Annotated in this window: 13 protein-coding genes and 1 tRNA gene; 11 read left to right on the plus strand and 3 right to left on the minus strand. The window is 39.0% G+C overall.

Annotated features, from left to right (window positions below):
* The 4 genes from IQ236_RS21155 to gloA form a co-directional block, all read left to right on the plus strand.
* Positions 1 to 1,180: RNA-guided endonuclease InsQ/TnpB family protein (locus IQ236_RS21155; protein ID WP_193871110.1), on the plus strand; the 1,180-nt coding region annotated here is incomplete at its 5' end.
* Between the two features lie 133 nt (positions 1,181 to 1,313).
* A complete protein-coding gene (locus IQ236_RS21160; RefSeq protein ID WP_193871111.1) occupies positions 1,314 to 2,342 on the plus strand; it encodes a glycosyltransferase family 2 protein in 1,029 nt (342 codons plus the stop codon).
* Between the two features lie 4 nt (positions 2,343 to 2,346).
* Positions 2,347 to 3,135, plus strand: coding sequence for an ABC transporter permease (locus IQ236_RS21165; protein ID WP_193871112.1), 789 nt, complete (start codon positions 2,347 to 2,349; stop codon positions 3,133 to 3,135).
* Positions 3,136 to 3,256: 121 nt separating this feature from the next.
* A complete protein-coding gene (gloA, locus tag IQ236_RS21170; protein WP_193871113.1) occupies positions 3,257 to 3,694 on the plus strand; it encodes a lactoylglutathione lyase in 438 nt (145 codons plus the stop codon).
* Positions 3,695 to 3,788: 94 nt separating this feature from the next.
* Here gloA and IQ236_RS21175 read toward each other — a convergent pair whose 3' ends face one another.
* On the minus strand, positions 3,789 to 3,986 hold the full coding sequence (locus tag IQ236_RS21175; protein WP_190523427.1) for a hypothetical protein: 198 nt from the start codon (positions 3,984 to 3,986) through the stop codon (positions 3,789 to 3,791).
* A 213-nt stretch (positions 3,987 to 4,199) separates the two neighbouring features.
* Here IQ236_RS21175 and IQ236_RS21180 point away from each other — a divergent pair, with 213 nt between their 5' ends.
* The 4 genes from IQ236_RS21180 to IQ236_RS21195 all read left to right on the plus strand — a co-directional run bounded on the left by IQ236_RS21180 (position 4,200) and on the right by IQ236_RS21195 (position 7,478).
* On the plus strand, positions 4,200 to 4,967 hold the full coding sequence (locus IQ236_RS21180) for a pentapeptide repeat-containing protein (protein WP_193871133.1): 768 nt from the start codon (positions 4,200 to 4,202) through the stop codon (positions 4,965 to 4,967).
* 69 nt (positions 4,968 to 5,036) lie between these two features.
* The gene (locus IQ236_RS21185; RefSeq protein ID WP_193871114.1) at positions 5,037 to 6,779 is read left to right on the plus strand and encodes a hypothetical protein; all 1,743 of its coding nucleotides are present in this window, start codon (positions 5,037 to 5,039) and stop codon (positions 6,777 to 6,779) included.
* Positions 6,780 to 6,830: 51 nt separating this feature from the next.
* The gene (locus IQ236_RS21190; RefSeq protein ID WP_193871115.1) at positions 6,831 to 7,124 is read left to right on the plus strand and encodes a small RNA NsiR4-regulated ssr1528 family protein; all 294 of its coding nucleotides are present in this window, start codon (positions 6,831 to 6,833) and stop codon (positions 7,122 to 7,124) included.
* A 159-nt stretch (positions 7,125 to 7,283) separates the two neighbouring features.
* The gene (locus tag IQ236_RS21195; protein ID WP_193871116.1) at positions 7,284 to 7,478 is read left to right on the plus strand and encodes a hypothetical protein; all 195 of its coding nucleotides are present in this window, start codon (positions 7,284 to 7,286) and stop codon (positions 7,476 to 7,478) included.
* Between the two features lie 50 nt (positions 7,479 to 7,528).
* Here IQ236_RS21195 and IQ236_RS21200 read toward each other — a convergent pair whose 3' ends face one another.
* Positions 7,529 to 9,265, minus strand: coding sequence for a pentapeptide repeat-containing protein (locus tag IQ236_RS21200; protein ID WP_193871117.1), 1,737 nt, complete (start codon positions 9,263 to 9,265; stop codon positions 7,529 to 7,531).
* A 171-nt stretch (positions 9,266 to 9,436) separates the two neighbouring features.
* On the opposite strand from IQ236_RS21200, the gene IQ236_RS21205 reads away from it, so the two are divergent.
* Positions 9,437 to 9,528 (plus strand) — tRNA-Ser (locus IQ236_RS21205).
* A gap of 17 nt (positions 9,529 to 9,545) precedes the next feature.
* Here the strand turns inward: IQ236_RS21205 and IQ236_RS21210 are convergent.
* Positions 9,546 to 10,910 (minus strand): protein kinase domain-containing protein, encoded by a 1,365-nt coding sequence (locus IQ236_RS21210; RefSeq protein ID WP_193871118.1) that lies wholly within the window; start codon positions 10,908 to 10,910, stop codon positions 9,546 to 9,548.
* Between the two features lie 249 nt (positions 10,911 to 11,159).
* Between IQ236_RS21210 and IQ236_RS21215 the strand changes: the two genes are divergently transcribed.
* A complete protein-coding gene (locus IQ236_RS21215; protein ID WP_193871119.1) occupies positions 11,160 to 12,026 on the plus strand; it encodes an SGNH/GDSL hydrolase family protein in 867 nt (288 codons plus the stop codon).
* Positions 12,027 to 12,437: 411 nt separating this feature from the next.
* The gene (locus IQ236_RS21220) at positions 12,438 to 13,469 is read left to right on the plus strand and encodes a C39 family peptidase (protein WP_193871120.1); all 1,032 of its coding nucleotides are present in this window, start codon (positions 12,438 to 12,440) and stop codon (positions 13,467 to 13,469) included.
* Positions 13,470 to 13,725 lie beyond the last annotated feature (256 nt).

Here is a 13,725-nt window from a genome sequence, read left to right on the forward strand (position 1 = left end):
TGAGTCAAACAAGGTTTATAATTGCGCTCTGTACTACGCAAGACAAATACTTTTTAAGACCGGAACATTTGTCAAACGGGCTGCGATTTGTTCTGAAATGTCTCGAAGTTCTAATCGACATTTCAAACCAATGTATGTTTCATCCGCCCAACAAACCTGCAATAACGTAGCGGAAGCTATGAGTTCTTACAAAGAACTCCTTAAACTTTGGAAAAGTGGGAAATTAATAGAAAAACCCCGTCCTCCTAAATACAGGAAGAAAGGGTTTTTTACAGTTTCCTATCCCGTCAAATGGTTGAAATTAACTCCAGAGGGAATTAGAATTCCACTGGGGCAACAAGTAAAAGCATGGTTTGGGATAGGGGAGGTTTATCTTCCCATGCCATCAAATCTGGAATGGAAAGACATCAAAGAGATTCGGATTTTACCTCGCAATCGTTGCTTTTACGCTGAATTTGTTTATGCTGTCAAAACAGAAAAAACTCCAATTAATCCTAACCATGTTTTAGGAATAGATCATGGTATTGATAATTGGTTAACTTGTGTAAGCAATGTCGGAACAAGTTTTATTGTTGATGGTAAGCATCTCAAGTCTTTAAATCAGTGGTACAACAAACAAGTCGCCAATCAAAAACAAGGCAAACCTCACGGGTTCTGGAGTAAATCTTTAGCAGTTATAACCGAAAAGCGTAATCGTCAAATTAGAGATGGGATTAATAAAGCAGCAAGATTGGTGATTAATCATTGTCTTGAAAATAATATTGGTCGAATTGTTTTCGGTTGGAATCAAGGACAAAAAGACGGTGCTACCCTTGGGAAGAAAGGGAATCAAAACTTTATTCAGATTCCCACCGCTCGTCTAAAATCTCGAATCCAAGAACTTTGTTCCCGTTATGGAATTGAGTTTATTGAAACAGAGGAATCTTATACCTCAAAAGCTAGTTTTCTTGATCAAGATTATCTCCCTGAATTCGGCGCAAAACCCGACAATTGGGAACCGTCAGGAAAGCGAGTTAAACGAGGTTTATATCGCACTGCATTCAATCAATATATTAATGCTGATTGTAATGGTGCAGCCAATATTCTTCGCAAAGTATCGGCAACATTAGGATTAAATCTTAATGGAGTCAGTAGAGGCGCATTGACTACGCCTTTAAGAATCCGTTTTTGGTGTTCTTAAGAATCCCCGTCTCTTGACTAGCGGGGAGTGTCAAATCTAAAAGAAAAGCGTAGCTCATCAATTCCTGAAGAGTGAGCAGATGTGTTAGGCTAAATAGTAACTGAATGAGCAGACTCTTAAGCGAGGCAGTACGATGAAATTTAGCATCGTGATTACAACCTATAATCGAATAATGTTACTGAAACGGGCAATTGATTCTGCCTTAAATCAAACTGTGCCTTGTGAAGTGGTTGTTGTTGATGATTGTTCGACGGATGGTACTGAAGAGTATGTTCAAAAATTATCTGCATCCTTAAAAACAAAAGAGGATTATCGGCTGGTTTATCATCGTAACCCCACTAATCAAGGTCATTCAGCCACGATGAATGCAGGAGTCGCTGTAGCGTCTGGAGAGTGGATTAAACCCGTAGATGATGATGATTATTTAGCAACAGATTGTATTGAAGAAATGATTCAGGCAATTAGCGCTTATCAAATTCAGAAACGTCAAACTTCTACATCCCAAGTAGTGATTTGTTCCTGTCAAGCTGCTCAAGTTGATCCCAAGGAAAAAGAACTCAGTCGAACTCGAATTATTGGCCCTGGAAAAGTATTTTATATTCCCCAAGAAGACATTCATTATGGAATGCTTCTCGAACAAATTCCCTTTGGAACACCCATTCAAGTCGCCTATCGTAGAGACGCATTTATTCAGTCCGGGGGTTGGGATTCCAGTTTAGATGCGAACTGTGATGATATTGATTCGTGGATTAGAATTGCTCAATTTGGCGATGCAATTTTTATTAATAAATGTTTAGCTTATCGAACAATATGGCCCGGCGCTTATAATCAACAGATTTCTTTGGAAAAACGACTTGATACTAATATTTTAATTAAAGAAAAAATCTATAACCTGATTCGGAGAGACTATAAAATCTATCTTCCTAGCCTTCAAGATATCCGTAATTATCTCAAATTACATTGGAGTATTGTCGCCCTCAAAAAAGCTAAAATAGTAAATGCTTTTTCTTTATCCTCAACCTCTATTTTGTCTCCCAAAGCTTGGAAATTGTTACTGTCTTCCATTTTAAATCGAAAACAGCACTGGTTAAAAATCAAACAATTATTGATGCTCAATAAACAAACAAAACCTTTAATCAAAAAAATAATTTTAATTGAATAATTTTATGAAATATATTTTTAAAATAGCTCAAACTTTACTGCTAACCTACTATGCCTACATGGTCGAATATCGAGCCGAACTATTTTTATGGGCATTGTCTGGTTCCTTGCCTTTTATTTTAATGGGAATTTGGATTAAAGCCTCCCAAACCCAAAATATTGAACTGAGTGATCTTGAATTTGCTCGATATTTTTTAGCAGCTTTTATTGTGAGACAAGCTAATGTTGTTTGGGTGATTTGGGAATTTGAAAAAGAAGTCGTTCAAGGAAAACTATCCCCTCGATTATTACAGCCCATTGATCCCGTATGGCATCATTTTCTCAGCCATATTGCGGAACGATTTGCCCGCCTTCCCTTTATTGCAGGGCTAATTCTTTTATTTTTTGCCCTTTATCCTCAATCCTTTTGGATACCCAGTTTAGGACAAATCTTGTTATTTTTATTAATCTTAATCCTGGCTTTTATGCTACGATTTATTATTCAATATACCTTTGCTTTATTTTCCTTTTGGACAGAACGAGCGAGTGCTATTGAACAAATTTGGTATTTACCTTATTTATTTCTATCAGGAATCATTGCACCGTTAGAAGTGTTTCCGCCCTTGATTCGGGAACTGACCTTATGGACTCCCTTTCCCTATCTGGTTTATTTTCCAGCTTCTATTATTGTAGGATTTCCCGTTGATATAGTTCGAGGTTTATTGATGATATTCTTGTGGGGAACCTTATTTTTTATCATCAATCGTTGGTTATGGAAACAAGGACTAAAACAATATTCAGGAATGGGAGCCTAAAAGTAGTGAGTCCTTCAGGACTCTGTTTCTAAGAAAAAGCCCTAAAGGGCTTACTACGATTTAATCGGTTTTATTAATATAATGAAAGGCATCTTAAATCAATGACCAGGACTAGATCAATATGAGACTCCTTCATACAATGTTACGGGTCGGAAACTTAGACCGCTCTCTAAAGTTTTACTGCGATATTTTAGGAATGAAACTGCTGCGTCAAAAAGACTATCCAGGGGGTGAATTTACGTTAGCTTTTGTGGGTTATGGCGATGAATCCGAGCAGAGCGTGATTGAGTTAACCTATAACTGGGGGGTAGAACAGTATGAAATCGGCACCGGTTATGGTCATATCGCCCTGGGTGTCGATGATATTTACCGAACTTGTGAACAAATTAGAGCCGCAGGGGGTAAAATTACTCGTGAACCTGGCCCCATGAAGCACGGAACAACAGTGATTGCCTTTGTGGAAGATCCCGATGGTTATAAAATTGAACTAATTCAGTTAGGAACTCAGGGGTCTAATTCTGAAAAAGAAACGGCGGTTACTGCTTCGACAGCATCTTAATTAAACCCGCCTTAACCTTCCCCTGACTCAGGGGAGGGGACAGAATTTTTAAGTTAAATTTTGTTGAGGAGATTTCATCGAGATTGATTAATCATTAATCCACAACATGAATTAATCCTCGCCGAAGGCGTTCAAAAACTTGATCAATATAGGAATGTTCTTCTAAACTTAAGTCGTTTTTGGAGAGTAATAACGACATCAAGACTCGTTGGTCACTTCGGGTGATTTGGCGCGAAGAAAAAATTTGATTCACCAATCCTTCGATACTAACTGTAGATTCACTCACCAACATGGGGATCACCTATACGCACCTGTTCTTGGCTCTTATTATTCCTTCAATTCCCCTGTTTGGCAGTGACACAAAAACCCCTATAGGTGTGATCAAATTCACGGTTTAACTGTGATTCTTATCAATACTGCTAACTCCTAACTTCTAGTCAGCAGATAGCAAAAACCCTGAAAATATTTTATGATAGCGACAACGCCCTTTTTTGGCATCTGTCCTATGAAACAGAGAATGATAGCTGGTGTTGCTTTGTTAGTGGTACTCAGTCCTCTAACTCCAGCAAAAGCAGAAAATTTAGAACAAACTCAAAAACTTCTCGCCACAAAACAATGTCAGAATTGTGATCTCAGTGGTGCGGGTTTGGTACTCGCTAATTTAGTCGGTGCTAACTTGAATGGCTCCAACCTGGTAGGCGCTAATCTCAGTCGCTCAAACCTAACAGGGGCAGACCTGCGAGGGGCCAACTTGACTGGGGCGAGTTTATTTGGGGCCAACTTAACAGGTGCTAATCTCACAGGAGCTATCCTTAATGGAACAGATTTAAGAAGTTCCTATCTCACTAATGCGATTTTAGATCCTAAAAGTCTCAACAATGCTCAGTTAGTGGGTGTGGTAGGGCTTCCTGCTAATAGTGGCAGTGCTGAGGACTTTTACCGTTTAGGGGTGACGGAAGCCAAGTCAGGTCATTATGTCAATGCCATTGATTTTTATAATCAAGCTTTAAGACTCGATCCCAATTTAGCGGCGGCCTATTTTGGTCGAAGTATGGCCCGGGCAGATTTAGGAGATTTAGTCGGGGCAATTGGGGATGCAAAACAAGCTCAACAATTGTATAAAACCTTAAATTCTCCAGAGGGAGAACAAATTTCACTCCAGTTAGTAGAAACCTTGGAATATCGACAAAATCCTGACACGAATAAACCCAGGGGTGGATTTTTGGGGATGTTAGAAACAGCCGCACCGATGTTATTAAGATTATTGTTCTAACTCAACTGAGTTTCAATCAAACAATCTGCTATATCATGGTTTTCAGGCCGTTGAAGAGGGAGTAAATCGATGAGCGATCGCAAAAATAAATCCTTATGGAATTCTATCACTCAAAAAGCAGGGGGTTTGAAAGACAGTGTAAGTCAAACCGCAGCAAATACCAGTAAATCTTTAACGGAAAAAGCCACAGAAGCCGCTAAACAGTCCGTATCAAATCTCGGAGAAACGATTAGTCATAAAGCAACAGAAGCGGGAAAAACTATTAGAGAGACGGCAGCCCATTCCGTAGAATCGACTTGGAAAAAAGGTCAAGATTGGGTAGATCATTTGGGTTCAGAATCGGAAGAACCCTTAAATAATCCCAATGCACCGGATTGGAGCTTAGATGAACTTTATCATATTTTTATTTCCTATCAAACCGCTGATCAAGGAGGCAATCAAACTGTTACCTTAAAAAGGGGAAAAACCTACACGGTTAGAATTCCACCCAACCGCACAGAAGGTGCTAATTTACGTATGAAAGGATGTGGAGTTCAAGGCAATGATGCGTTTTTAGTGCTGCATAGCTTTTATAATTCCGAAGTCAATTTAGATCGGCAAATCAATCGTTTAATTAATCAAGCTTCGTTGTATGAACCCACTAAAGTTAGATGTTTAGACGCTTATAACCGTCTGAATAACGTACAAGCCACTCAAGATTTTACCGCGTTAGATTTATTAGATTATTTAGTGCTGACCTCTAAACTTTATGCGGATATGGGTCAACGCTATATTATTGCTAGTCATCATTCCCGATCTTTGGGTTTAGAACAATGTTTAGAAAAGGCGTTAGAAACATCCCATTTAGATTTAGATGAAAGAATGCGATTAAAAGGAACCTATCAGTATGTTCGTTCTGGAGAAGCGGTTCCTGATTTAGAGGCGTTAACAAAAATTGATGCGATTATTCTCAATTCATCCTTGAAAGCAGACTTAAAAAAATACTATTTACGCGCTAGTGTAACCTCCAGGGTTTTAGCCTTGGATATTCTGATTATTAATGCCATTTATAATCAATCCCAGTTATCAGAGTCGGATCAAAAAAGATACGCTAAAACCTATATTCAACTCCGAGAAGGGCAAAATGTTGTCGATGCGTTAACCTTAGTCGCCTTAGATGAATGGATGATGAAGGCTGAAATTCCGGCGATTGGGAAAGTGATTTATCAATTAATCCGTAAACCGGATTCCCCCTTAAATAATGAGTTTGATAGTGATGACTATTTAGAAGGGTTTAAAATCATTCAAGCTACCCTAAAATCTATCTTAGAAACTACTCAAGATTATCCCGCAACGGGGATTCAACAGATTGATATTGCTGAAGTCAAAATTGAACGATTAGCAGAAAAATCCTATAATTCTGTGTCGCGAGGAGGATTGGGATTATTATCAGGAAATGTAATGATTAAAGGTGCAGTTCCTTTGGTGGAAATGACGGCTAGGGTGGCGATTGCTCAAGTCGCACAAGGGTCAAACCCTGATAAAATTAAATGGGGAATTCCGGCGGTTTCAGAAACTGGAAATCAGTCTACAGCAATCGGAAATAATTGGATGGCGGTGGGTTCCTTCGGAGAAGGTGAAAAACCCATTCATCATTTATTTGGCGCAGCATTTTATCGCACAATTATGGATGAGATAGATGGGGTGAGTGGTTTGGCTGAACCTGCGAATAATAAACCCATTCATCAAGGTTTAGGACTGTTAAAACTCTTAAAAGGACAACCGGATAAGCAACGGGTCATCAAGGATTTAGAAACTCAAATGTATCGTTAAACCGGATTAGGGTAGAATAGAAGAGTTTAAAAATTAAATCGGAATTATCTTATGTCTTCGGAAGCTAATACAACGACGGGTGCAGATGCAATTGATGTGGCGATCGCTCAAGGGATTGATTTTGATGGTACACCGATTCCTCCAGAAAAGCTTGATCTCTACAATAAAGTAATGGGATTAGAAGCCGGACGTCAACGTAGTGGTGTTAGCAATACGATGCGGTCTCGAATTGTTCGTATTGGAGCTAAACATATTGCTCAAGATGAACTGAATCAACTCTTAATTGATGCGGGATTTCAAGGGTTAAAAGATAAAGAAATTTTGTTTTATTATGGGGGGAAATAATAGAGAACCACAAAGACACGAAGAAGATCATCTTGATAACGGAATATTAAAATTTTCGGGTTTATCAGACGTTTTGACCCTGATTTGAGCAGTAAATTGGGGTGAAGCGTCCTATTCCCCACAAGCGGGTAAAAATATGTCGTTTTTATTAAAACCCTGATGACATCACCCCCAAAATTTGATTGGATTACTTTTATTGCTCGATTTGGCTGTGGTTTTATGATTGGCGGCTTTTTGTCTGGGTTGCGGTTTCCTGAATCTTTTCTGATGGCTTTTTTGATCGGTGGACTCCTCTGTGGCTTGTTAGCTTGGCTTTTAGGCGATCGCTTCTGGACATCCCGTTGGTGGTGGTAGTATTAGATAGAAACAAGAATTCACCCCTGACAAATCAGCCGTTAACCTATTTATTTTTCCCATAAAAGTGCGATCGCAAATCGAACTAATTCCCCCATCAACGAAAGCCGTTCTGATGGATTTGCCGTTTGTTCCCAGCGAAATAGATTTTCTTTAAATAAAGGTTCCTGTTGTGCACGTTGAACAATTCCTTGAATAATCACTTGATGTTGGATTTCTTCGAGTTCTACCCCATTTTTAGTTAAGAAATCTAATAATCTTTGTACACTAATGACAAATTTTTCAGGTTCTTGCGATCGCAAAATCGATTGAATTTGACGAGAAATTTCTTGAGATAGAGCTTGATGGTTTTGATGTTCGACTACTGGGGGGGGAGGTAAGGCAGGTTCAGGAATTTCTTGCAAATCTAGGGAGGCATTAAAAATAGGAACTTCTAAATTTAACAGTCCCAAAATATCAAATCGCTTCTCTAAAATCTTGTTTTTCATAGACAAATAGGACGTTAAAATTTGTTCCGCCAATAATTTCGTATTCACTAAATGATTAGCTTTTACTTGCAAGAAAAACTGATCAGGCTGGGATTCAAATCCTTGAATCATTAATTGCAGTTCATAACTTTCCTGTTCCACTTTAACTAACGTATAAACTAAAGCTTCCCAATTGGGATATTCCATAAATTCCACAGTAATTAAATGGCTATCTTCCGAGGGTTCATTGGCTAATTCTCCCGGCAAAAAATCTCGATCACTCGGATAACGATTTTTGGGTTTTTTACTGGTATAATCAAACTGAGTATAGACATAATCACACTCTACTTTAGTCAATTCAACGTCTACTTTTTCCCAATTATGAATACAACACCCCGTTAATTTAGAGCCTTCTAAATTGGTTCTAATTAAATGGCTTTCAATTAATAAAGCATCCCGTAAATCGGCTTCACTTAAAATAGTATCACTTAAATAAGACCCACTTAAATCTGCCTTGCGTAAGTTGGCTCCTCTTAAATTAGCTTCGCTTAAATTTGCCCATAAAAGATAAACTTCTTCTAAATTTGTCCGTAATAAATACGCTTTCTTAAAACTGGCTTTTAATAAATAAGCTCCTGTTAAATTTCCTCGGCTTAAATCAGCACTATCGAGAATGGCTTCCGTTAAATCAGCCCCGGTTAAAATCACTCGGTGCATATCGGCTCCGGTTAAATTCGCCGAGCGTAACGTAGACCCATTTAAGTCAGCTTCGGTTAAATTGGCTTGAGTGAGAATAGCATCTTTTAAATTTGCACCCATTAACCGTGATTCTCGCAAATTCGTTCCCGTTAAATTCGCAGCAATTAAACTCGCACGAGTTAAATTCGCCTCCATTAATTCTGCACCCATTAATAAAGCATGATTTAACTTAGCTTGCTCTAAATTAATTTGATCTAATTTTGCACCCGTTAAATCCGTATTACTTAAATCCGCTTCTGTCAAAATCGCCCAATTCAAATCCGCTTGTTTCAAGGTTGCAAATCGCAAATCTGCTTTAGTGAGATTAGCGCCACTCAGATTACTTTGATTGAAATTACTGCGCGTTAATACCGCATTGCGTAAATCAGCCCGACGAAAACATACCCCCACTAACTGAGCTTGGTTTAACACCGCCCAACTGAGATTTACGCCTGTTAGGTTTGCGCCCGTGAGGTCAATCTCTTGCAAATTGACACCACTTAAATTTGCCCCACTTAAGTTAATATAGGTAAAATTGCGCTCTCCCGCTTGATACCGATCTAAAAGTTCTTGTCTGTTCATGGCAGAGCTTGAGAAGACGCTACAAAGGGTTCGTTAGTCTATGCTGAATCATACACCCTGGTTTGTTCTCTACAAGGGGGGGGTGTTCCCTCACGACCCCGAACACCAATTTTTTTCTAAACCCCTAGACAGACCCAAAATGATCTGTTAGTATATTTAATTGTCGCTCCTGGAGAGGTGGCTGAGCGGTCGAAAGCGACAGATTGCTAATCTGTTGTACGGCAGGTAACTCCGTACCGAGGGTTCGAATCCCTCCCTCTCCGTTAATCAGCCCATCAATTTAATGAGGATAGAGCCAATCTTGAATTTTTTGGGTTAACCAAGCGCATTCCTCCGCCACAAATACCTCACCAATTCGGTGAGTTTGGGATGTGGTGCGAATCACAACCTCATATTTAGATTGGTTTTTCTCCATAAAAACGCCAATAATACTGGATAGAGAACCTGACTGTAAACGATATTGAATTCCCCTCGATTTTCGGATAATTCTAAATTCATGGTGATCAAATTCAACCCAGGTTTTTTCATCAATTAAAAAGTATAACCAAAATAACCCCGAAACGAATAGGAGTGAACACAAAAACCAAAATAACACGGGATTACTGAAAAACATCGGCACAAAAATCGACAATAATAAACTAAATACAAAATAGATACTAAATAAAGGCAAACACCCGATTTCCAGATGAAATAGTTTTCCAAATCCTTTGGGGGGTAAGTAAATCTTTAAGCACTCTGCGGTGTAATCAACATTAATCTTACTATAAAATGGTTGATTCAGTCTGGGAATTAAAGCTCTTTTGGGGGTGGTATCAGGATTTTTTCGAGGACGAATTTTGCCCGCTTTTAATAACTCTAAAGCTTCCCGTGAGGTTTGTAAGCGTTTTTCTAAAGAAATTTCGGTTATTTGTTCAATCCAGTAAACAAAATTCGGATTTAAACTAATTCGATCTGAGAAATGAATTCGAGTATCTTTTTGAGGTAAATCCGCCGGATAAGTATTGGTTAATAAATGAATTAATGTGGCTCCTAACGCATATAAATCCGATGCAGCTACCGCCCGACCCCAAAATTGTTCTAAGGGTGCATAACCACTGGTTCCGACAACAGTAAACGTTACGCCTGTAACACTGGCTTGGGCTTGTACGGCTCCAAAATCGACTAAATAAATTTGTTCTGAATCATCTAAAATTAAATTACTGGGTTTAATATCTCGATGTAAAACCGGAGGACTTAATTCATGCAAATAAATCAATATTTTTAAGATATCCTTAGCAATTTTTTTAACTTGAGATTCCGTAAACCGATGTCCTTGATCTAACAAATCTTGTAACGATGAACCGGGAATATAATCTTGGACTAATCCAAACCAAGGTAAACCACCCCCAACACTTTTATCGAGGGAAAAATAATCTCGATAACGAGGAATACGAGGATGATTTAAAGCTTGTAAAACCTGCGCTTCTCGTTCAAACAGTTTTAATTCTTCCCACGCCATTTGCGGACTAAAGGCTAACAGCTTGATAATGACTTTTTCTTGAGTGTGCTGATCTATTGCCAACCAAGTTTGACGTCCGGTGGCGGTACGTCCACATTGGGATTGTAGTTGATAGCGGTCTTGGATAATTTGTCCTGAGTTTAACATATTCAACTCAAAATGAAGCGATCGCATACTCTTTAGGGTAACACGGGATCACGGAATGTCAAAAAAAAGCCAACAATTCCTTTAACTAACTTGTTTTAATCTAGGTGCAGAATAAGCTTGACTTTACAAGGGTTCCAAGCCGTGAGTCATTAATCTTGGTTAATCTTCCATTTCTGGTTAAAATATGTGGGATTTTAAGACAGCAAAATCACCGTTGCTGTCGTTTCCCATAATCAATACACCTCCAAGATGAAACAGGTTCAGACAGTTGTAGTGCAATGTCTTGTTGCGATCACAATCGGTTGTTTAGGATGGTATTCTACCTCTCCATCGATACCCATCGAAGCTGCACCCCCCCAAAAACCCACTCCCTCCTCAACGCCTCGCCCTCCTCAACCCCCTCAACCTGCTAAACCTCCATCACCGCAACCCGTCATCGAACCCCAGCCGGAAGTGTTACGCAATAAACATCGAATTGTGGTCGTTGGGGATAGTATTACCCAAAGTGGAGGACAATATGGCGGTTATGTCTGGTTGCTACAACGTTATTTGAATTTTCTGTATCCTCAACAACCCGTTGAAATGATTAGTTCTGGGATTTCTGGTAATACTTCAACCCAACTATCGGAACGATTTAAACGAGATGTTTTAGATCAAAAACCCGATTTAATTACCATTAATATTGGAGTTAATGATGTCTTGCAAAGTTTTCAAACTCCAACACCAGCCAGACCCAATATTCCTACACCTCAAGAATATCGCCAAAATTTAACGGCAATGGTACAGGTTGCAACCACTAAAGGAATTCCTGTTTTATTGCTATCTCCCACCATTATTTATGAAGATCTCAGCAGTCGAGAAAATCAACGAATTGCAGAATATATTGCTGTAATGCGGGAAGTCGCCCTACAATATCGCTGTCAATTTATTGACTTAAATATTCCCTTTCGTCATGTGATTATCACCTATCAGCGTTATGGGGGACAGGGACAAAATCTATTAACTCGTGATGGGATTCATCCTAATATTGCAGGTCATCAAATTATCGCCTATACCATTCTTAAAGGCTGGGGTGTTCCTGAACCTAAAATTCAAAGCTTAAAACTCAATGAATAATTTAATCCTGATTGTTCAAATCATCGACTGGGAATTACCCCTAGGAGATCACTCCCATCAGGGGTGATCTCCCGTTTGTCATGACGGATGAATGAGTTTCTTAACGCTTTACAAGAGCGGTATAATTTCGGTTTTATCCTGATTTCAACCTATATTTCCACAAAAGATCAGTGAGTTGTCAATCACCAACTGTCAACCCTGAAACCTTTCCTTCTGGGGAATCTGGATCTTCTTTGAGAATTGTTAATTTTTGTAGAGGAGTACCCAATTATGCTAATCTACAGAATAATCATTAACGTCTGAAATTTTCATCAAGTCAGGAGTAGTCTAACCCCCTGTAACCTCGGTCGAGTTATTGCCATCGTCATTTGTTTTTCTCACAGTCTAAATTTATAGCATCAATTACTGAATATGAAATTACAAGACATCCTAGGAACAGAACAACGTTATGATATTAAAGCGATCTCAACTGATGAGGAATTAACTCGTCAAATTCAAGTTATATTAATTAATTTGACTTTGCTTGATCCTCCAGCAGATGGCAAATTTGGCCCTAAATCAACCGCGGCCCTCCATCGATTTCAAACCTTAATGGAATGTGGAGAACCGGGATTTTTAGGATTAAAAACCGCCAAAAAATTGATTGAAACCAAGCGAGAAGAAATTTCTACCGATGTTCTCATTCTTAAAATTACAAAAGAAACTATTTTAAAACTTAGACCTGTTGCTTCCTCTCAACTGAGTGATGCAGAAAAGCAAGGAGTTAAAGCAGGTCAAGAATTTAAACTCCTCGCCTACGAACCTTTACGGGGTCATATTCGAGTCGCATTTCGGGCTGATGAATTTGGAGAACAATCTGTTTGGTATGTCTTTGATCAACACGCCGAAATTTATCAAGGGAAAGATTTAGTTTGTCCTAAACCTCGTCCTCAAAGTATCAAACTGGCTAACTTTCCCTATCGTTCTCAATTGGATAACTATTATAATCCCACAGGTTCCTGTAACGTCACTTCTATTGCTATGTGTTTGCAATATTTAGGAGTTCGTCGGCGTACCAGTGGCGGTCAATTTGAAGATGAACTTTATGAATATGCCTTACAAAAAGGTTATAGTCGCTGGAGTCCCTATGATTTAGCTAAAATTGTTAAAGATTATGGGGCAAAAGATTACTTTGCAGAACGGGCGACAATGGAGGAATTACAAGATTGGTTAGCCGATGGCAAACCTGCGGTGATTCATGGTTATTTTACCTCCTTTGGTCATGTTATGCCCGTGGTGGGTTATGACGAACAAGGCTTACTGGTACATGACCCCTATGGAGAATGGTTTTCATCAGGATATCGTACCGATTTAAGTGGGGCTTATTTGCGGTATTCATACCCTTTAATCCGTCGAGTTTGTATGCCTGATGGAGATTTTTGGGTGCATTTTATTACCACTTAATTGACCCAATTTAGGAGGTCAGAAACCGGGTTTCTTAACAACTCTTTCTGTTAATAGCAATAGTTAAGGCAGAAACCCGGTTTCTTGGAGGTGCTGGTGGGAATCAGAAACCGGGTTTCTTAACAACTCTTTTTGTTAATAGCAATAGTTAAGGCAGAAACCTGGTTTCTTGGAGGTGTGGGTGGAGGTCAGAAACCGGGTTTCTTAACAACTCTTTCTGTTAATAGCAATAGTTAAGGCAGAAACCCGGTTTCTC

The organism is Planktothrix mougeotii LEGE 06226 (genome assembly GCF_015207485.1).
Lineage (GTDB): Bacteria > Cyanobacteriota > Cyanobacteriia > Cyanobacteriales > Microcoleaceae > Planktothrix.